The sequence below is a fragment of the Pseudomonas sp. EL_65y_Pfl2_R95 genome, from assembly GCF_963971045.1.
GTDB lineage: Bacteria > Pseudomonadota > Gammaproteobacteria > Pseudomonadales > Pseudomonadaceae > Aquipseudomonas.
In genome coordinates, this window is record NZ_CAXAOV010000001.1 from 472798 (window position 1) to 490134 (window position 17337).

The following is a 17337-nucleotide window of genomic DNA, read 5'->3' on the forward strand; positions in this document are numbered from 1 at the left end:
GAACATGTCCACAACTGACTCCCGCGCCCGCACATTGCTGCTGATTGGCGCATTCAGCGTTATTTACATTGGCTGGGGCACGACTTACCTGGCCAATCACTTCCTGCTTCGTGAACTGCCTCCGTTTGTCCTTGGCACCTTACGTTTTACGCTGGCGGGGGGCTTGGCCCTGCTCTGGGTGCTGGCCAGTGGCAAACTCAAGTTTAAACGGAGCGATATCGGCGGGGTATTTATTGGCGGACTGTCCCTAATAGCCGTGGGCCAAGGTGCATTAATCTACGCCAACCAATTTCTGCCGACCGGCATGGTGGCGATGCTCTACACCACATTGCCTTTATGGAGTGTTGCGCTGGAGTGGCTGCTCGGTGAACGGCCACCGCTGTGGGTGTTATTGGGGCTGGTCATTGCCTGTAGCGGCATTGTCCTGTTGATGAGCAATGGCCTCGACAGCAGCGCCACCTCGGCCCAATTGTTTGCCGGTGCGACGGTGGTCATCGCCACATTGATCTGGGCCACAGGCGCTTGGTTATTGCGCCAACGCCCGCCATTTAGCTCCAGCTGGCTGGGCCTGAGCCTGCAAATGCTGATCGGCGCCCTGCTCCTGGCGGTCTTCGGCGCTCTGCATGGTGATTGGCAGAATCTCGACCTCAGCTCGCTGAGCCAACAATCTTGGCTGTGGATGGCCTATCTGGTGCTACCGGTTAGCCTTGGTGTGTATCCCGCCTATTTCTGGCTGCTGCGTGAAGTGCGCCCAAGCGTTGTTTCGACTTTTGCCTTTATCAATCCCGTTGTGGCCTTGTTGCTTGGCTACCTGCTGCTGGATGAGCACCTGAGCGCCTTAGCCATGTCGGCTTGCGCGATAACCCTTGGCGGGGTTGTGCTGATTATCTTCGGGCGACGTTGAGACACCTGCACGAATGCGACGGCCGGTGAGGTAAAAAAGCGTCGGCCACCAGCGCAAGTATTGGCCGTCGCAGGGTGTGTCAACGCGCAGCTTGGCCACCGTATCTCGCGTAAATACCCCGAATACGTGAGAACACGGTGGTGGCCCAATAGGCGAGTCAGACTTTAAGCAGCCGCTCGCGTAGCTTCTGCACTTCGTCACGCATTTGCGCCGCGGCTTCAAATTCCAGATCACGGGCCAACTGGTACATTTTCTCTTCGAGCTGGCGGATACGCTTGGTGATTTCACTCGGTGAACGTAGCTCATTCTCATACCGCGCTTGCTCTTCAGCCGCCTTGGCCATGCCCTTGCGCTTGTTGCTGCGAGAGCCCGGCACCACTGCACCTTCAAGAATGTCCTTAACATCCTTGAACACCCCTTTGGGTTCGATGCCGTGCTCCAGGTTATAGGCGATCTGCTTGTCGCGCCGGCGCTCGGTTTCACCGATGGCCCGCTCCATCGACCCAGTCATGCGGTCGGCGTAGAGAATCGCCCGGCCGTTAAGGTTACGGGCGGCGCGGCCAATGGTCTGAATCAATGAGCGTTCGGAGCGCAAGAAGCCTTCTTTGTCAGCATCGAGGATCGCCACTAACGAAACCTCAGGCATATCCAGGCCCTCACGCAGCAAGTTGATGCCGACCAACACATCAAAGGCACCGATACGCAGGTCACGGATAATCTCCACCCGCTCAACCGTGTCGATATCCGAGTGCAGATAACGCACACGGACACCATGATCAGCCAGATAATCGGTTAAATCCTCAGCCATGCGCTTGGTCAGGGTGGTGACCAGCACCCGCTCTTCAATCGCCACGCGCTTGTGGATTTCAGACAGCAAGTCGTCGACTTGAGTCAGCGCTGGGCGCACTTCGATCTGCGGATCAACCAAACCAGTTGGCCGCACCACCTGCTCAATTACCCGGCCGGCGTGCTCAGCCTCATAAGGCCCGGGCGTAGCGGAAACAAAGATGGTCTGCGGGCTGGCATTTTCCCACTCTTCAAAGCGCATCGGCCGGTTATCCAATGCCGAGGGCAGACGAAAACCGTACTCAACCAAGGTTTCTTTGCGGGAACGGTCACCTTTATACATCGCGCCCACTTGCGGGACACTGACGTGGGACTCATCGATAATCAGCAAGGCTTGGTCAGGCAGATAATCGTACAGGGTCGGCGGCGCATCACCGGAGTCTCGCCCCGACAGGTAGCGCGAGTAGTTCTCGATGCCGTTGCAATAGCCCAGTTCGATGATCATCTCCAGGTCGAAACGGGTGCGCTGCTCCAAGCGTTGCGCTTCGACCAACTTACCAGCGCCACGCAGATATTCCAGACGCTCTACCAACTCGACTTTGATCTTCTCGACCGCCTCAAGCAGCGTTTCACGCGGGGTTACGTAGTGACTCTTTGGATAAAAGGTAAAGCGCGGCAGCTTGCGGATGACCTCCCCCGTGAGCGGGTCAAAGGCTGAAATGCTCTCCACTTCGTCGTCAAACAACTCGATGCGAATGGCTTCAAGGTCGGATTCGGCCGGGAAGATATCAATCACATCGCCGCGCACACGGAAAGTGGATCGGGCAAAGTCCATGTCATTACGGGTGTACTGCAGATCAGCTAAACGTCTCAGCAAGGCACGCTGATCCATCTTGTCACCGCGATCGACGTGCAACACCATCTTCAAATAGAGCTCGGGACTGCCCAAACCGTAAATGCATGACACCGTGGTGACGATGATTGCGTCAGGCCGCTCTAGCAGAGCCTTGGTCGCAGAGAGCCGCATCTGTTCGATGTGATCGTTGATCGAGGCGTCTTTTTCAATAAAGGTATCAGACGACGGCACATAGGCTTCCGGCTGATAGTAGTCGTAGTAGGAAACGAAATACTCGACCGCGTTGTTGGGAAAGAATGTCTTGAACTCGCCATAGAGCTGGGCGGCCAGAGTTTTATTCGGCGCCAGCACCAGTGTCGGCCGGTTGATTTGGGCAATCACGTTGGCAATGCTGAAGGTCTTGCCTGACCCCGTCACACCCAACAATGTCTGGTGCGAAAGCCCAGCTTCCAGCCCTTCCACCATCTGCCGGATCGCCTCGGGCTGATCACCAGCAGGCTGAAAACGGGTAACCAGTTCAAAATCAGACATAACTAACCTCAACAAACGATGTGACCCGCTCCATCGGAGCACGTCAAACCTTACGAAAAGCGTGCATGCGCTGTCGCAGCACCTGATCCAGCCCGCTATACTAACGGCCCACTGACGCATCCCCTAATCCGGATGCCTGACACTCACTCCCTCAAAACAGAGCTGCCACACTCATGAGTCTGTTCACCGCCGTCGAAATGGCTCCGCGCGATCCGATCCTGGGCCTCAACGAAGCATTCAACGCAGATACCCGTGCCCATAAGGTTAACCTTGGTGTTGGCGTATACACCAACGAAGATGGCCGTATTCCTCTTCTACGCGCAGTGGCCGAGGCGGAAAAAGCACGCATTGAAGCCCACGCACCCCGTGGCTACCTGCCAATTGAAGGCATTGCCGCCTACGATCAGGCTGTACAGACCCTTTTGTTTGGCAACAACTCCCGCTTGGTAAGCGAAGGCCGCGTTATCACCACTCAGGCCTTAGGCGGCACCGGCGCACTCAAAGTAGGCGCGGACTTCATCAAACGCCTGCTGCCTGATGCTTGCGTTGCAATTAGCGACCCAAGCTGGGAAAACCACCGCGCCTTGTTTGAAGCTGCCGGTTTCCCAGTCCGCAGCTACCGCTATTACGATGCATTCAGCAACGGTGTTAACCGGGGCGGCATGCTCGAAGACCTGAAAAACCTGCCGAGCCGTTCGGTTGTTGTATTGCATGCATGCTGCCACAACCCAACGGGCGTCGACCTGAACATTGAAGACTGGCAAGCGATTCTTGAGATTCTTCGTGAACGCGAGCACGTGCCTTTCCTGGATATCGCTTATCAGGGTTTTGGCGACGGTATTGAAGAAGACGCAGCCGCTGTTCGTCTCTTTGCACAATCGGGGCTGACCTTCTTCGTTTCAAGCTCATTCTCCAAATCTTTCTCGCTCTACGGTGAACGCGTCGGTGCACTGTCTATCGTCACCAGCTCAAACGACGAGACTGGCCGGGTGCTGTCGCAAGTCAAGCGAGTCATTCGCACCAACTACTCCAACCCACCGACACACGGTGCCAGCGTCGTCGCCACTGTACTCAACACCCCGGAATTGCGGGCGATGTGGGAACAAGAGCTGGGCGAGATGCGCGACCGCATTCGCAATATGCGCATGGCGATGGTTGAACAATTGACGGCGCTGGGCGCTAAACGCGACTTTAGTTTCGTCACCCAACAACGCGGGATGTTCTCCTATTCAGGCTTGACCACTGAGCAGGTCGAGCGCCTGAAGAGCGAATTTGGCATTTATGCAGTAGGCACAGGACGCATTTGCGTAGCCGCGCTTAACACCCGCAACTTGCCGGCCGTGACCGAAGCAATCGCCAAAGTGCTTTAAATATTAAAAAGGGGCAGTCAGAGGCTTGACTTCCCCTTAATAATCAGTAGGATACGCGTCGTTGTTCCGCGATAGCTCAGTTGGTAGAGCAAATGACTGTTAATCATTGGGTCCCTGGTTCGAGTCCAGGTCGTGGAGCCAAGCAACATGCAACACGTGTCGGGGTATAGCGCAGTCCGGTAGCGCGCCTGCTTTGGGAGCAGGATGTCGGGAGTTCGAATCCCCCTACCCCGACCATTATTTGGGTCGTTAGCTCAGTTGGTAGAGCAGTTGGCTTTTAACCAATTGGTCGTAGGTTCGAATCCCACACGACCCACCATTTTCGCTCTTGCTGTTGATAAGAGTTGAATCTCAGGAACAGAGTCATTCGCTCTGCTCCATTGAAAAAAGCGCCGATAAGGCGCTTTTTTTATGCCTGCGATTTACCCCACAAGCAAAACCAATCTAAGCCGCTATTTAACCCTGAGTTTGCTGCGGTTTTTCTCAAGAATGGCGGCGCCAATCCCTTTGACCTCAAGCAACTCATCCACCGAGGCAAAGGCTCCAGCGCTTTGACGATAGGCAACGATGGCCTCAGCCTTCGCCTCACCGATACCGGACAGCCCTTGCTGCAAGGTTGCTGCATCAGCCGTATTCAAATTGATCGTGGTTTGAGCCTGCTCAACCACAGCCTCCCCTGCTGCCGCTGACTCTGCTGCGCTGAGGGTAAATGGCGCAAGAGTGCAGACCACGGCCAATAGCGCTGAAAAGATAAAAACTCGCATAATTGAACATCCTATTCAGGTAACCGGGCTCCTCGCCCGAACTGCACGGAGGTGCAATGACTCGACCCTAGCGCCGCGCCTGCGCAGATCAAACCGAACCAAAGACCAAACTCTGCGCAACCCTGTACTTGAGTTGTTGCATTTGCTTGTGCCGAAGTGCGCGTGTATCCGTTACCATTGCCAGCGTCTTCCTCTGTGCGCCTGACTATGCCTGCCATCCATCGCTGTTCCCTCACCGCTTACCTGCTCAGTTCTGTCTTGGGCTTAGTCCTTTTAACCGGGCTTTGGTATGGACTTGGTAGACCTGTAGACCTGCCTGATGTGGCCAGCGCCTCGCACAAGATGCAGTGCGCCTCCTACACACCCTTCGGCAAAGACCAATCGCCTTTTCAGCAGCCTTTGCGCATCAGCAATGAGCGCATGGATATCGATCTCGGGCTGCTCGCTAAACGCTTTAACTGCCTGCGCACCTACTCAGTGACGGGGCTTGAAGCATTGCCTGATCTGGCCAAGAAGCATGGCCTGACCCTGATGATTGGCGCCTGGGTCAGCCGCAGTCCGACAGAGACTCAAATGGAGATCAGCGGCGCAATCAAAGCGGCCAATGCCCACCCCGATGTGATCAAAGCGGTGATCGTTGGCAACGAAACCTTGCTGCGCAAAGAGGTCACCTCCAAGCAGCTAGTCAAATTAATCACTCAGGTTAAGGCCGGCATTAAACAACCGGTGACCTATGCCGATGTCTGGGAGTTTTGGTTAAAGCACCCTGAAATTGCTCCGGCGGTGGACTTTGTGACCATTCACCTCCTGCCCTACTGGGAAGACAATCCTGCGGGTATCGACACCGCACTGGCGCAGGTGGCCAAGGTACACGCCGTCTTTGCCAAGAAATTCGCACCCAAGGATATTCTCATCGGTGAGACCGGCTGGCCAAGCGAAGGGCGCCAACGGGAAACCGCCAGGCCGAGCCGGGTCAACCAAGCCAAGTTTATCCGCGGCTTCGTTACCATGGCGGAAGAAAACGGCTGGCGCTATAACCTGATCGAAGCCTTTGATCAACCGTGGAAACGCACCAGTGAAGGCGCTGTAGGTGGCTATTGGGGCTTATTCGACGCCGATCGCAATGACAAGTCGGTACTCGCCGGCAACGTTTCAAATCTGCCAGACTGGCCAGTCTGGCTGGGTTTCAGCGCACTCCTGTATAGCCTCATAATGTTACTGGCCTGGCGCCCACATGCTGTGCGCCCGGCCATATTGCAGCCGTTATTGATCGCCGCAGGTGCTGCCTGCATGGGCCTGTGGGCTGAACTGAGTTTGATTACCAGCCGCTATTTCGGCGAGTGGTTGTGGGCAGGCGCGCTACTGGCGCTGAATATGATTGTGCTTGTGCATATCAGTCTGGCCCTGAGTCAGCGCACAGATTGGCGCAAGGCGCTGTTTAACTGGCTGGATAGCCGCCGCCACTGGTGGTTGATTGCTACAGGCTTCGCCGGTGCAGTGATGATGCTGGCACTGGTTACCGATGCACGCTACCGCAGCTTTCCGAGCGCTGCACTGCTGTTGCCGGCGGTGATTTATCTGTGGCGCCCGGTGGCAGGCTTTCGCCGAGAAACACTGGCGCTACTGGTATTAATCGCGGCAGGCATTCCTCTGCAACTGTTTGAAGAAACCCTGGGCAACGTGCAGGCAATCGGCTGGGCACTAGTCAGCGCCCTACTCGCAGCAGCCCTGTGGCGCAGCCTGCAACAACGGCAGACAGCAGCATAAAAAGCGCTCGACTGGCGGGCAATGTGAAACGTGCCCACCACGCCTTAGGTATAAGCCGACAATTAAGGGAGGGCGAAAAACGCGTCCTCCCTACTCTGGACGCGCGCTACTCCTGCGGAAAAGCAGCTCTGGCTGATGCATTCGGCGCACGCACCAAGCGCAACACGGCCAGTACCACAGCAAAGACCGAAATACTTGCGCTGTACAGCACTACCCCGGCCAAACCCACTAGCAGTCCCGGAACGGCCAGCCACCAACCAAGACGACCTGAGAGCACAAAGCCAAGCCCCGCGAAGGCAATTGCAGCCCAGGCGATAACGCCCAAGTGAATCAACAAACCCAACATCGAGCGCACGCCACAGGCAAACACAGCAGGTGTCTCCGCACAGGTGCCAACCCACTCATCCCCTTCCATCAAGCCATAACGCAGCCCATAGCAAGCAGCCAAACTCAGCAAAACCAAAATAACAAGGATGGCCAGGGACCGAGGGCGAGGCATGTGACACTCCAAATATAATAAGCGGCGCTCAGAATAATCGTACTGCTAATGGATGCAAGTTCTGTTGATCATCGCCACTCATATCGGCATGCTTGACACGCTGAGCCAAAAAGGAAGTTTTATGAGCAACATCAACGTTCGCTCAGCCACACGTGCCGACATGCCCTTAATTCTGGGGCTTGTTGCCGAATTGGCTGAATACGAAAAACTCAGTGATCAGATCACTGCTGACCCTCAAGAGTTCGCTAACCATCTATTTGGTCCGCGCCCTTATGCGGAAGTACTTATCGGCGAGCTTGACGGCCATGCCTGCGGCTTCGCACTTTTTTTTCATAACTTCTCGACATTTCTCGGAAAACCCGGCATTTATCTAGAGGATTTGTACGTACGTGCCGATACTCGCGGTTCCGGTCTCGGCAAAGCATTATTGGGCACCCTGGCAAAACTGGCCGTCGCCCGGGGCTGCGGACGTCTGGAATGGTCTGTGCTTGATTGGAATGAGCCGGCAATTGGTTTTTATAAACAACTCGGCGCCAACGCACTGGAAGACTGGACGCAGTTCCGTCTAACCGGCGATGCACTGCAGAATCTGGCAAAAGATACTAAAGCCTTCGCACTTGCTTAGGTTACGGTTGTCATAAATCGGTACTTCAATATTACGTCTACTTCTAAAGGGACTTTAACCATGTCGCTTACCCGTCGCCTTGCTGCGCTCGTCTGCGGCCTAACCCTCAGTGCTCCACTGTGGGCGGCAGATGTAGACATCGCAAGCTATGGCTACCCGATTACCAATCCGTTTGAGGCGACCATCGCCACAACGCCACCCGAATTGCGCCCGGCCCTGCCTGACGATAGCGATATCAATCAGGCCGACTACAAGGTCCTGCTGCACCCAGAGCGTGAGTACGAACTGCCCGATAATCTCTGGGCAGTCACCAAAATGAAATACCGTCTGGCTGAGCAAGACGGAAAAGCACCCTTGATATTCATCATTGCCGGTACCGGTGCCAGTTACTCAAGCACCACCCCGGAATATCTGAAGAAACTGTTCTACGGCGCTGGCTACCATGTCGTGCAACTGTCTTCGCCAACCAGCTATGACTTTATGGCGTCGGCTTCGCGCCATGCAACGCCAGGCTTGTCAGAAGACGATGCTGATGATCTGTACCGCGCCATGCAAGCTGTTCGGGCACAGCATCCAGACCTTGAGATCAGCGATTACTACCTGACAGGCTATAGCCTTGGCGCGCTCAACGCCGCCTTCGTCAGCAAAATTGACGAAGAGCGACGCAGCTTTAATTTCAAGCGCGTATTGCTGCTTAATCCACCCGTAAACCTCTACACATCCATCAGCAACCTCAACAAGCTGGTGCAGACCAAGGTTGCGGGGATTAACACCAACAATAATTTCTTCGACCTGATCCTCCAGAAGCTGTCGCGCTATTTCGAACAGAAAGGCTATATCGACATGAACGAGGCCATGCTTTATGACTTCCAAATGTCGAAGGAACATTTAACCAACGAACAGATGGCAATGTTGATCGGTACTGCGTTCCGCTTTTCCTCGTCGGACATCGCCTACACCTCCGATTTACTGAACCGCCGTGGGCTAATTACCCCACCTGGCACAGTGATCAAAGCCAATACTGACATGACACCCTATCTGCGCCGTGCATTGCAGTGTGATTTTGACTGCTACATGCGCGAGCAATTGATTCCGATGTGGCGTGCTCGCTATGACGGCGGCAGCCTCGATCAACTGGTGAACAAGGTCAGCCTCTACGCACTCGAGGATTACCTGAAAACCAGCAAGAAAATCGCGGTCATGCACAACGCCGATGACATTATTCTCGGCCCAGGCGATCTTGGCTTTTTGCGCCGCACCATGGGCGACCGCCTGACCGTCTACCCCCTTGGCGGGCACTGCGGCAACCTAAATTACCGCGTCAACAGCGACGCTATGCTGGAGTTCTTCCGTGACTAAGAAAATCCTCCTGCTTGCCCTGTTGTTCAGTGCAAACTTCGCGTGGGCCGATACCACGCCGCCAATTGGTGACGATGGTTTCAAGAACCCGCTGCAGAAACTCGAGTTCAACCCTGGCCTTGATCAGCACGTGTTCGAACAGTCGAGCTTTGAAGCCCTGGATGTTTATGACCCATGGGAGTCAATGAACCGGCGCATCTACCATTTCAACTATCGCTTCGATGAGTGGGTGTTTATCCCGGTGGTTGACGGTTATCGCTGGGTCACGCCCGACTTTGTTGAAAGTGGGGTCAGCAATTTCTTCGCGAACATCGGCGATATCACCAACTTGGCCAACAGCCTGCTGCAGTTCAAGGGCAAGCGATCGATGGATATCACCGCGCGCTTGCTGCTCAATACCACCCTTGGCGTGCTTGGCGTCTGGGACCCGGCAACCAAAATGGGCATTCCCAAGCAACGTGAAGACTTCGGCCAAACCTTGGGGTTTTACGGCGTCCCGGCGGGTCCTTATTTGATGGTGCCGATTCTGGGTCCTTCGACCCTGCGCGATGGCACGGGACTGGTTGTCGACTTTGAAGGCCTGGCGACCCTGGATTTCCTCGACTTCTTTGCCTTTAGCTTTGACTCTCCACAATTGGAAGTCAGTACCCTGTGGGCCATCGATACCCGTTCAACGGTTAACTTCCGTTACGGCCAACTCAACTCACCGTTCGAGTACGAAAAAATTCGCTACTTCTACACTGAGGCGCGAAAGCTGCAAATCAACGAGTAACCTTAGTGCTGCGTAATTGAAAACGCCCAGCTGAGCTGGGCGTTTTTTTATGCGTGGAAAACCAGCCAAAGCCCGCAACCAATCGAGTAAATCGATTATTCACTTAAGTATTTAGCAACCATCAATCAATCCAAGCGGATTAACATAGCGCCAATACGACTGTGGAGGTGCTTGATGAAAACCTTGCGTAAAATTCTCTCTGTTCAACCGGGCCAACCGGCATCCGATGGCGCAGGGGTCAAACTCAACCGGGTCATCGGCGGCGGTGGCCTGGAGCGTTTTGATCCGTTTCTAATGCTCGATGAGTTCGCCACGGAAAATCCCGACGATTACATCGCAGGTTTTCCGCCCCACCCCCACCGCGGCTTTGAAACCATTACCTATATGATCGAAGGTCGCATGCGCCACGAAGATCACATGGGCAATGTCGGCCTGCTGGAAAGCGGCAGCGTGCAGTGGATGACGGCCGCCCGCGGGGTCATTCACAGTGAGATGCCAGAACAGCAAGACGGTGCCATGCGCGGCTTCCAGCTGTGGCTGAACCTGCCGGGCAAAAGCAAGCTCGACGACCCGGATTACCGTGATATCCCCGCCAGTGAAATTCCGCAGGTCACCACGGCGCAGGGGGTCAAGGTGGTAGTGATTGCCGGTCACTTCAGCGAGGGCGATATCGAACAAGCCGGTGCGGTGCAACGCCCTGATACCGAGCCCCAGTATTTTGACCTGCAGCTGCCCGCAGGCAGTCAGGTTCAACCTGTTTTACCCAACGGCCATCGTGTGCTGCTCTATGTCTATGAGGGCAGCCTGCAATTGCCAGATGTGAGCGCAGACACTGTCCCGACGGGCCGGCTTGTGCGATTGTCTGAGCATGGCGATTTACAGTTGAGCAGCCGCAATGGGGCCAGGGTGCTGTTGATCGCGGGTAAACCCATTGGCGAGCCAATCGTCCAGTATGGCCCTTTCGTGATGAACAGCCGCGAGGAAATCGAACAGGCGCTGCGCGATTTCCGCGACGGGGTGTTGGCGTAGGCGATCAACCCTTGATAAGCGCGAAGCTTGGCCACCGCAAATCGCGCAAACACCGCTAATAATCGAGACCGCAGCGGTGGATGGCAGACCCGCCGTCCTCTCTACTTGTAGTAGTGAAACAAGCCCGGCGGCACTTCGCTGCTGTCGGCGGCTTGCCAAGGGCCATTGGCACTCAGCCCCCAGCTCCAGCCATTGCTCCAGCGATAATAGGTGCGCTCGCGGTAGTACAGATCGCTGACGCCATCCACCGAATACACACCCAAGGCAGGTACCCAGTGGCTTTGACCGCCCGGAGGTGGCGCATAGCGTGGGTGTGACTGCTTGACCGGTAAATCGCTGATCTGCGTGCCGGGGCCCTGGATAGAGCAGCCAGACAGCACCAGCAGGGCTGTTAAGCCGGCACAGCCAAGCCAGTGTTTCATTGCGCTTTAGCCTCGGCCGTGTCGATGGTTAGCTGCTGAATATCATCGCTGTTGCTGGCAACGGCTTTGGGTTGCGCTACCCATTCACCTTGAGTGGCATTACCGCTACGTGAAATACGCGCCACCAACTGGACTTGATCAAAACCGGAGATTTTCAACTGCGGCATCATTGCATCCGCATCAGACAGGCTGACTTCGACTGGCAAATCTGCCACGGTCAAGCGCTTCACAGCCAGCGGCATTGGCGGGCCGGATACCGCGCGAGCGAAGATAAACACGCTATCGCCAGGCTTGACCTTATCTTTCAGTGCTGCAGCCAATTCAACTTTGACCTTGAGTTGATGATCATCGCTGACGGCCGCTTTATCTGCTACTGGCGCTTCAGGGCTGACAGGTGCCGCATCTGGATCAAGCTCACCCCGAGCCCGCTCGATACCGCCCTGTATGGCCTGACGCGACGGGTCATTCTCTGGCAACACGGCAACCAGTTTTTCCCATGAATCGACAGCATCTTGAAAACGACCTTGTTCGAAAGCGGCAATACCCAGCAAGCCCAGACTGGTGACCTCTTCAGGGTCCGCTTTCAAGGCTTCATCGGTCAGGCTTTGCAGCTGCGGCGACCATTGCTTATTGCCAGCAAAATAAATCGCCTGCGCCCACTGCCCAAGCAAAGCTGGGTCCCGCCCTGCCAGATGAACCGCTTTCTCGAAGGCCTGAGCCGCCTCGGCTGCGCGTTCTTGAGCCATATAGGTGCGCCCCAAGAAATACCACGCCTCGGCTGAATCAGGCTTGTCTTTGACGGCGGCCTCAAGACGCTCAGTCATGGCCTCGATGGTTTGTGGCTGATCAGCAAAGGCAAGGGTCTGCTCGACCTTGTCAATCGCGCCCCAGTGCATATACAAGCCATAGCCCAGCAGTGGCATCAACAACGCCATGATCAGCGGCACCTTGCGCCCTAGGACGCTAGCCTTGGCCTTGCTGTTCTCGGTATCAGACAGCAGCTCGCGGGAAGCCTCATCGCGGCCATCGCGCAATTGCTCGGCGGTCAAAATACCCGCGGCATGCTGGGTTTCCAGCTCCTTGATACGTTCCTGGTAAAGCGTCACGTTCAACGCAGTACGGTCTTCTTCAGCCTGAAATTTACGCGCACGCACAACAGGAATCAGCAAAAAACCCAAGGCGGCCAATATGAGCAGGCCGGCACATAACCAAAATTCAATCATCAGTCGTTCTTATCCACAGGCGCTTGATTTAGTAAGGCAGCCAGACGTTGCTGCTCATCTGTTGAGAGGCCCTCGTACTGCTCGGACTTTTGCCGACGCTTGCGCAGCACAATCACCCCCAACAGGACAAAACCACCGATTAACAAGCCAGCCGGGCCATACCACAACAGCACTGTGCGTGCGGTAACAGGCGGCTTGTACAACACAAAGTTGCCATAACGGGCGACCAGGTAATCAATGATTTGCTGATCGGTCTCCCCGCCTTCAATCTTTTTATAAATCTGCGCGCGCAAATCCAAAGCAATCGGCGCGTCAGAATCGGCAATGTTCTGGTTCTGGCATTTAGGGCAACGCAGCTCTTCCGTCAGATGGCGATAACGCTGACGCTCGCCCTCGGTTTTGAACTCGTAGGTATCAATCGCGGCATGGGCAACGCTGATCAGCGTCAAACCCAATAACAAGGCGGCGAAAGCGCGGCGCAGGGTTAATCCCATCATGGCCTGGCCTCATCGACCATGGCCTGATACAGCGGCGCCAGCTGATCGCGCCAGACGTTTTCATCAATCACCCCAACAAATTTGTGGCGGATGATGCCGTCTTTATCGATCAAGAAGGTTTCCGGAGCGCCATACACCCCCAGATCAAGCCCCAGCGTGCCTTTCGCATCACTGATGTTGAGTTGGTACGGGTTATGGAATTCCTTGAGCCACTTCTGCGCAGCCGCATTTTCATCTTTGTAGTTGATGCCGTAGATATTCACGCCCAACTTGGCGATTTTATTCAGCACCGGGTGCTCTACCCGACACGAAATGCACCAGGTTGCCCAGACGTTAACCAGGGCGGGCTTGCCTTTGATATCGGCAAGGCTGATGGTTTGACCCTCTTGCACCGAAGGCAATGAGAAGGCTGGAAAGGGTTTGTCGATCAACGCCGAAGGCAGCTCGGACGGGTCGAGAAACATGCCGCGATAGAGCACCACGGCAATGGCCAGAAACAACGCCAAGGGCAACAGCAGTATCAGTCGTTTCATGCCGGAGCCCCCGCCGCGCCCAAAGCCTCACGCACGCGTGTGCGCACCTTCACGCGATAGCGTTTATCCAGCGCCGCCAGCAAGCCACCCAGGCCCATCAGCAATGCGCCCAACCAGATCCAACGCACGAATGGCTTGATATGCACGCGCACAGCCCAGGCGCCATCTTCCAGCGGTTCACCCAAGGCGACGAACACATCGCGGGTGAAGCCTGCATCAATCGCCGCCTCAGTCATCATCGACTGCTGCACGGCATAGAAACGTTTTTCCGGGTGCAGCACGGCAATCTGCTTACCGTCGTCCAGTACCCGCATGGTCCCACGGTCGGCACTGAAGTTCGGCCCTTCGCGGTGCTTGGCGCCCTCAAAGACAAACTCGTAGGCCCCCACCTTGACCATATCGCCCGGTGCCATGCGCATATCACGCTCAAGGTTGCCGACACTGGTCAACACCACGCCCAATGCGCATACAGCCATACCGAAGTGCGCCAACTGCATGCCCCAATAACTGCGGGTCAGTTCGCGCATGCCCTTGAACAAACCTTTATTGCGGGTCTTGTCAAAGATGTCACGCACACCGGCCAATACCACCCACGCGGCCAACATGCACACCGCCATTACGCCCCAGTTGAAGTCACCAAAGGCAAAGGCGGCGATAGCACCTACCGCGACGCTGCCGAGCAGCACTGGCATAAGCATGCTCACCAGCCATTTAACCGGGGTATTTTTCCAACGCACCAGCACACCTACGGCGACAACCACCATCAGCAGGCCCATCAGCGGCACAAACAGCGCGTTGAAGTACGGCGGCCCTACCGACAGCTTTGCCCCGGTCAAGGCATCCAATACCAGCGGATACAGCGTACCCAGCAGGATCATCGACGCGGCAACCACCAGAATCAGGTTATTGGCCAGCAACAAGGTTTCGCGGGACCAGAGGGCGAAACCCACTTTGCTTTTAACCACCGGGGCCCGTATCGCGAACAGGGTCAGCGAGCCGCCAACCACCAGCAACAGGAACGCCAGAATAAAGACGCCACGCTCAGGATCACTGGCGAATGCGTGCACCGATGTCAGCACACCGGAGCGAACCAGGAAGGTACCGAGCAAGCTCAAGGAGAAGGCGGCAATCGCCAGCAATACCGTCCAGCTTTTGAATACGCCGCGTTTTTCAGTGACCGCCAGCGAGTGAATCAACGCCGTGCCGACCAACCACGGCATAAACGAAGCATTTTCTACTGGGTCCCAGAACCACCAGCCGCCCCAGCCAAGCTCGTAGTAAGCCCACCAGGAGCCCAGCGCGATACCTATACCGAGAAACGCCCAGGCGACAATGGTCCAGGGGCGCGACCAGCGTGCCCAGGCCGCATCCAGCTTGCCGCCAAGCAGCGCAGCGATGGCAAAGGAAAACGCAACGGAGAAGCCGACATAGCCCATGTAGAGCATTGGCGGATGGATGATCAAACCAAAATCCTGCAGCAGAGGATTAAGGTCATTGCCGTCAGCGGGCATATTCGGCAGCAAACGGGCGAAGGGGTTTGAAGTCACAATCAGGAACAGCAAGAAGCCGACGCTGATAATGCCCATTACGCCAAGTACGCGGGCCAACATTTCTTCCGGCAACTGCCGGGAGAAGATCGATACTGCAAATGTCCAGCCGCCGAGAATCAGCGCCCAAAGCAGCAATGAGCCTTCGTGTGCGCCCCAAACGGCACTGAACTTGTAGTACCACGGCAAGGCACTGTTGGAGTTGCTGGCGACGTACCGCACAGAGAAATCGTCGACCATAAAGGCGTAGGTCAAGCAGGCAAAGGCAAACACCAAAAAGGCAAACTGCCCCCAGGCCGCAGGCTGCGCGAGGCTCATCCACTGACGATCACCGCGCCACGCGCCAATCAATGGCAAGGTGGCCTGCACAAGGGCCATACACAATGCCAGAATCATCGCCAAATGGCCGAGTTCTGGAACCATCAACATGGCACTCATGCGCCGCCCTCCTTACCTTCAGGCTTAAGCTTGCCGCTTTCTTTAAGCGCTTTAGTGACTTCAGGCGGCATGTATTTCTCATCATGCTTGGCCAATACTTGGTCGGCGATCAACACGCCATCGGCATTGAGCTTGCCGAGCGCGACGATGCCCTGCCCTTCACGGAACAGATCCGGAAGAATGCCGCGATAACGAATGGTGACGCTCTTGGCGAAATCGGTGACCACGAATTCAACTTGCAACGAGTCCGCCGAACGCTTGACCGAACCTTCAGTGACCATGCCGCCCGCGCGGATCTTGGCATCCTGTGGCGCTTCGCCATTGGCGATCTGGGTCGGCGTATAGAACAGGTTGATGTTCTCTTGCAGTGCCGACAGCGCCAGACCGACCGCAATGGCCACACCGGCGACTAAGGCGAGGATGATATACAGGCGTTTTTTACGAACCGCGTTCACGAGTTGCTCTCCCGGCGCAAACGACGCGCCTCGTCTTGCAGATAGCGCCGTTTGGCGAGAATAGGCATGGCAATGTTCAGCCCCAGCACCGCGAAAGTGATGGCGTAGGCTGACCAGACATAGGCGCCATGGCCGCCCATGGCGATAAAATCACTGAATGATGCGAAGCTCATGAGCGCGCCTCCAGCTGTCGGATAACTTCAGCCTTGGCCCAAGCGCTACGCGACTCGCGTTTAAGGACTTCGAGGCGCATGCGCCCCAGCACCAGCACAATGAACAGGCAGTAGAAACCCAGTACCGAAAGCAGCAGCGGCATCCACATTTCTGCGCTCATGCTGGCCTTGCCGGTAATCTTGAAGGTGGCCGGCTGGTGCAAGGTGCTCCACCACTCAACCGATTTCTGAATAATCGGAATATTGACCGCGCCGACCAATGCAAGCACCGCACAGGCTTTGGCAGCACTGTCACGGTTGCTGATGGCTTGGCCCAGGGCGATCACCCCAAAATACAAGAACAGCAGAATCAGCATTGACGTCAGGCGGGCATCCCAGACCCAGTACGTGCCCCAGGTTGGCTTGCCCCAGATCGCCCCGGTTACCAGCGCGATAAAGCACAGCCAAGCCCCTACAGGTGCGGCTTGTTGCAAGGCGACATCGGCGATCTTCATTTTCCAGATCAAGCCAACCGCGCCAGCCAGCGCCATTGTCAGGTAGCAAGCCTGAGCGAGAAATGCCGCAGGCACATGAATGTAGATAATCCGATAGCTATCGCCCTGGTAACGCTCAGGCGGCGCAAATACCAAGCCCCAGACAACACCTGTGACCAGCAGCACTGCAGCGGCCACAGTCAGCCACGGCAGCCAGCGACCACTGATCTCATAAAACCACTTGGGCGAACCCAGCTTGTGAAACCATGTCCAGTTCATCAGGTTACTCATCAGTTCTTCTGTCAACCACCGCG

18 protein-coding genes and 3 tRNA genes are annotated in these 17337 nt (G+C 55.9%); 10 read left to right on the forward strand and 11 right to left on the reverse strand.

The genetic code is table 11. The features are described from left to right. The first annotated feature begins 4 nt into the window (after nt 1-4). Nucleotides 5-904, forward strand: a complete 900-nt coding sequence (locus AACY09_RS02210; RefSeq protein WP_339485798.1) for an EamA family transporter — start codon at nt 5-7, stop codon at nt 902-904. A gap of 157 nt (nt 905-1061) precedes the next feature. On the opposite strand, the gene uvrB is transcribed toward AACY09_RS02210, so the two are convergent. Continuing rightward, nucleotides 1062-3077 carry an excinuclease ABC subunit UvrB gene (uvrB, locus tag AACY09_RS02215; protein ID WP_339485800.1) on the reverse strand — a complete coding sequence of 672 codons (2016 nt, stop codon included), beginning with the start codon at nt 3075-3077 and terminating at the stop codon, nt 1062-1064. Nucleotides 3078-3250: 173 nt separating this feature from the next. Between uvrB and AACY09_RS02220 the strand changes: the two genes are divergently transcribed. The 4 genes from AACY09_RS02220 (at nt 3251) to AACY09_RS02235 (ending at nt 4766) form a co-directional block, all read left to right on the forward strand. Next, on the forward strand, nt 3251-4447 hold the full coding sequence (locus AACY09_RS02220) for an amino acid aminotransferase (RefSeq protein WP_339485801.1): 1197 nt from the start codon (nt 3251-3253) through the stop codon (nt 4445-4447). Nucleotides 4448-4512: 65 nt separating this feature from the next. Further along, nucleotides 4513-4588 (forward strand) — tRNA-Asn (locus AACY09_RS02225). A 19-nt stretch (nt 4589-4607) separates the two neighbouring features. Continuing rightward, a tRNA-Pro gene (locus AACY09_RS02230) sits at nt 4608-4684 on the forward strand. A 6-nt stretch (nt 4685-4690) separates the two neighbouring features. Further along, nucleotides 4691-4766 (forward strand) — tRNA-Lys (locus AACY09_RS02235). Nucleotides 4767-4899: 133 nt separating this feature from the next. On the opposite strand, the gene AACY09_RS02240 is transcribed toward AACY09_RS02235, so the two are convergent. Further along, nucleotides 4900-5211, reverse strand: a complete 312-nt coding sequence (locus AACY09_RS02240) for a ComEA family DNA-binding protein (RefSeq protein WP_339485802.1) — start codon at nt 5209-5211, stop codon at nt 4900-4902. A gap of 207 nt (nt 5212-5418) precedes the next feature. Here AACY09_RS02240 and AACY09_RS02245 point away from each other — a divergent pair, with 207 nt between their 5' ends. Further along, entirely contained in the window at nt 5419-6978 is a 1560-nt protein-coding gene (locus tag AACY09_RS02245) for a glycoside hydrolase family 17 protein (protein WP_339485803.1), read from the forward strand. 106 nt (nt 6979-7084) lie between these two features. Here the strand turns inward: AACY09_RS02245 and AACY09_RS02250 are convergent, their stop codons facing one another. Continuing rightward, the gene (locus AACY09_RS02250) at nt 7085-7477 is read right to left on the reverse strand and encodes a hypothetical protein (RefSeq protein ID WP_339485805.1); all 393 of its coding nucleotides are present in this window, start codon (nt 7475-7477) and stop codon (nt 7085-7087) included. A 121-nt stretch (nt 7478-7598) separates the two neighbouring features. Here AACY09_RS02250 and AACY09_RS02255 point away from each other — a divergent pair, with 121 nt between their 5' ends. The 4 genes from AACY09_RS02255 to AACY09_RS02270 all read left to right on the forward strand — a co-directional run bounded on the left by AACY09_RS02255 (nt 7599) and on the right by AACY09_RS02270 (nt 11262). Then, nucleotides 7599-8102, forward strand: a complete 504-nt coding sequence (locus AACY09_RS02255) for a GNAT family N-acetyltransferase (protein WP_339487054.1) — start codon at nt 7599-7601, stop codon at nt 8100-8102. A 60-nt stretch (nt 8103-8162) separates the two neighbouring features. Then, on the forward strand, nt 8163-9461 hold the full coding sequence (locus tag AACY09_RS02260) for a serine/threonine protein kinase (protein ID WP_339485807.1): 1299 nt from the start codon (nt 8163-8165) through the stop codon (nt 9459-9461). Further along, nucleotides 9454-10233, forward strand: a complete 780-nt coding sequence (locus tag AACY09_RS02265; protein WP_445323759.1) for an MlaA family lipoprotein — start codon at nt 9454-9456, stop codon at nt 10231-10233. The genes AACY09_RS02260 and AACY09_RS02265 overlap by 8 nt, the downstream gene beginning before the upstream one ends. A 174-nt stretch (nt 10234-10407) precedes the next feature. Further along, complete coding sequence (locus AACY09_RS02270) at nt 10408-11262, forward strand: pirin family protein (RefSeq protein ID WP_339485808.1); 855 nt, start codon at nt 10408-10410, stop codon at nt 11260-11262. A 101-nt stretch (nt 11263-11363) separates the two neighbouring features. Here the strand turns inward: AACY09_RS02270 and AACY09_RS02275 are convergent, their stop codons facing one another. From AACY09_RS02275 to AACY09_RS02310, 8 genes are read right to left on the reverse strand one after another with little or no spacing between them, the layout of a single operon-like run. Then, nucleotides 11364-11684 (reverse strand): hypothetical protein, encoded by a 321-nt coding sequence (locus tag AACY09_RS02275; RefSeq protein ID WP_339485810.1) that lies wholly within the window; start codon nt 11682-11684, stop codon nt 11364-11366. Continuing rightward, nucleotides 11681-12907 (reverse strand): c-type cytochrome biogenesis protein CcmI, encoded by a 1227-nt coding sequence (ccmI, locus tag AACY09_RS02280; RefSeq protein WP_339485812.1) that lies wholly within the window; start codon nt 12905-12907, stop codon nt 11681-11683. Before ccmI ends, AACY09_RS02275 begins: the two co-directional genes overlap by 4 nt. Continuing rightward, complete coding sequence (locus AACY09_RS02285; protein WP_339487056.1) at nt 12907-13389, reverse strand: cytochrome c-type biogenesis protein; 483 nt, start codon at nt 13387-13389, stop codon at nt 12907-12909. Before AACY09_RS02285 ends, ccmI begins: the two co-directional genes overlap by 1 nt. A gap of 11 nt (nt 13390-13400) precedes the next feature. Then, entirely contained in the window at nt 13401-13937 is a 537-nt protein-coding gene (locus tag AACY09_RS02290; RefSeq protein WP_339485814.1) for a DsbE family thiol:disulfide interchange protein, read from the reverse strand. After that, the gene (locus AACY09_RS02295) at nt 13934-15907 is read right to left on the reverse strand and encodes a heme lyase CcmF/NrfE family subunit (RefSeq protein WP_339487057.1); all 1974 of its coding nucleotides are present in this window, start codon (nt 15905-15907) and stop codon (nt 13934-13936) included. Before AACY09_RS02295 ends, AACY09_RS02290 begins: the two co-directional genes overlap by 4 nt. An 11-nt stretch (nt 15908-15918) precedes the next feature. After that, the gene (gene ccmE / locus AACY09_RS02300; RefSeq protein WP_339485816.1) at nt 15919-16377 is read right to left on the reverse strand and encodes a cytochrome c maturation protein CcmE; all 459 of its coding nucleotides are present in this window, start codon (nt 16375-16377) and stop codon (nt 15919-15921) included. Beyond that, on the reverse strand, nt 16374-16550 hold the full coding sequence (ccmD, locus tag AACY09_RS02305; protein WP_339485817.1) for a heme exporter protein CcmD: 177 nt from the start codon (nt 16548-16550) through the stop codon (nt 16374-16376). The genes ccmE and ccmD overlap by 4 nt, the downstream gene beginning before the upstream one ends. Then, nucleotides 16547-17305 carry a heme ABC transporter permease gene (locus tag AACY09_RS02310; protein ID WP_339487058.1) on the reverse strand — a complete coding sequence of 253 codons (759 nt, stop codon included), beginning with the start codon at nt 17303-17305 and terminating at the stop codon, nt 16547-16549. Before AACY09_RS02310 ends, ccmD begins: the two co-directional genes overlap by 4 nt. Nucleotides 17306-17337 lie beyond the last annotated feature (32 nt).

Coding starts and splice junctions, on each gene's coding strand:
- AACY09_RS02210 (WP_339485798.1), top strand. CDS start 5: ATGTCCACAACTGACTCCCGCGCCCGCACATTGCTGCTGATTGGCGCA.
- uvrB (WP_339485800.1), bottom strand. CDS start 3,077: ATGTCTGATTTTGAACTGGTTACCCGTTTTCAGCCTGCTGGTGATCAG.
- AACY09_RS02220 (WP_339485801.1), top strand. CDS start 3,251: ATGAGTCTGTTCACCGCCGTCGAAATGGCTCCGCGCGATCCGATCCTG.
- AACY09_RS02240 (WP_339485802.1), bottom strand. CDS start 5,211: ATGCGAGTTTTTATCTTTTCAGCGCTATTGGCCGTGGTCTGCACTCTT.
- AACY09_RS02245 (WP_339485803.1), top strand. CDS start 5,419: ATGCCTGCCATCCATCGCTGTTCCCTCACCGCTTACCTGCTCAGTTCT.
- AACY09_RS02250 (WP_339485805.1), bottom strand. CDS start 7,477: ATGCCTCGCCCTCGGTCCCTGGCCATCCTTGTTATTTTGGTTTTGCTG.
- AACY09_RS02255 (WP_339487054.1), top strand. CDS start 7,599: ATGAGCAACATCAACGTTCGCTCAGCCACACGTGCCGACATGCCCTTA.
- AACY09_RS02260 (WP_339485807.1), top strand. CDS start 8,163: ATGTCGCTTACCCGTCGCCTTGCTGCGCTCGTCTGCGGCCTAACCCTC.
- AACY09_RS02270 (WP_339485808.1), top strand. CDS start 10,408: ATGAAAACCTTGCGTAAAATTCTCTCTGTTCAACCGGGCCAACCGGCA.
- AACY09_RS02275 (WP_339485810.1), bottom strand. CDS start 11,684: ATGAAACACTGGCTTGGCTGTGCCGGCTTAACAGCCCTGCTGGTGCTG.
- ccmI (WP_339485812.1), bottom strand. CDS start 12,907: ATGATTGAATTTTGGTTATGTGCCGGCCTGCTCATATTGGCCGCCTTG.
- AACY09_RS02290 (WP_339485814.1), bottom strand. CDS start 13,937: ATGAAACGACTGATACTGCTGTTGCCCTTGGCGTTGTTTCTGGCCATT.
- AACY09_RS02295 (WP_339487057.1), bottom strand. CDS start 15,907: ATGGTTCCAGAACTCGGCCATTTGGCGATGATTCTGGCATTGTGTATG.
- ccmD (WP_339485817.1), bottom strand. CDS start 16,550: ATGAGCTTCGCATCATTCAGTGATTTTATCGCCATGGGCGGCCATGGC.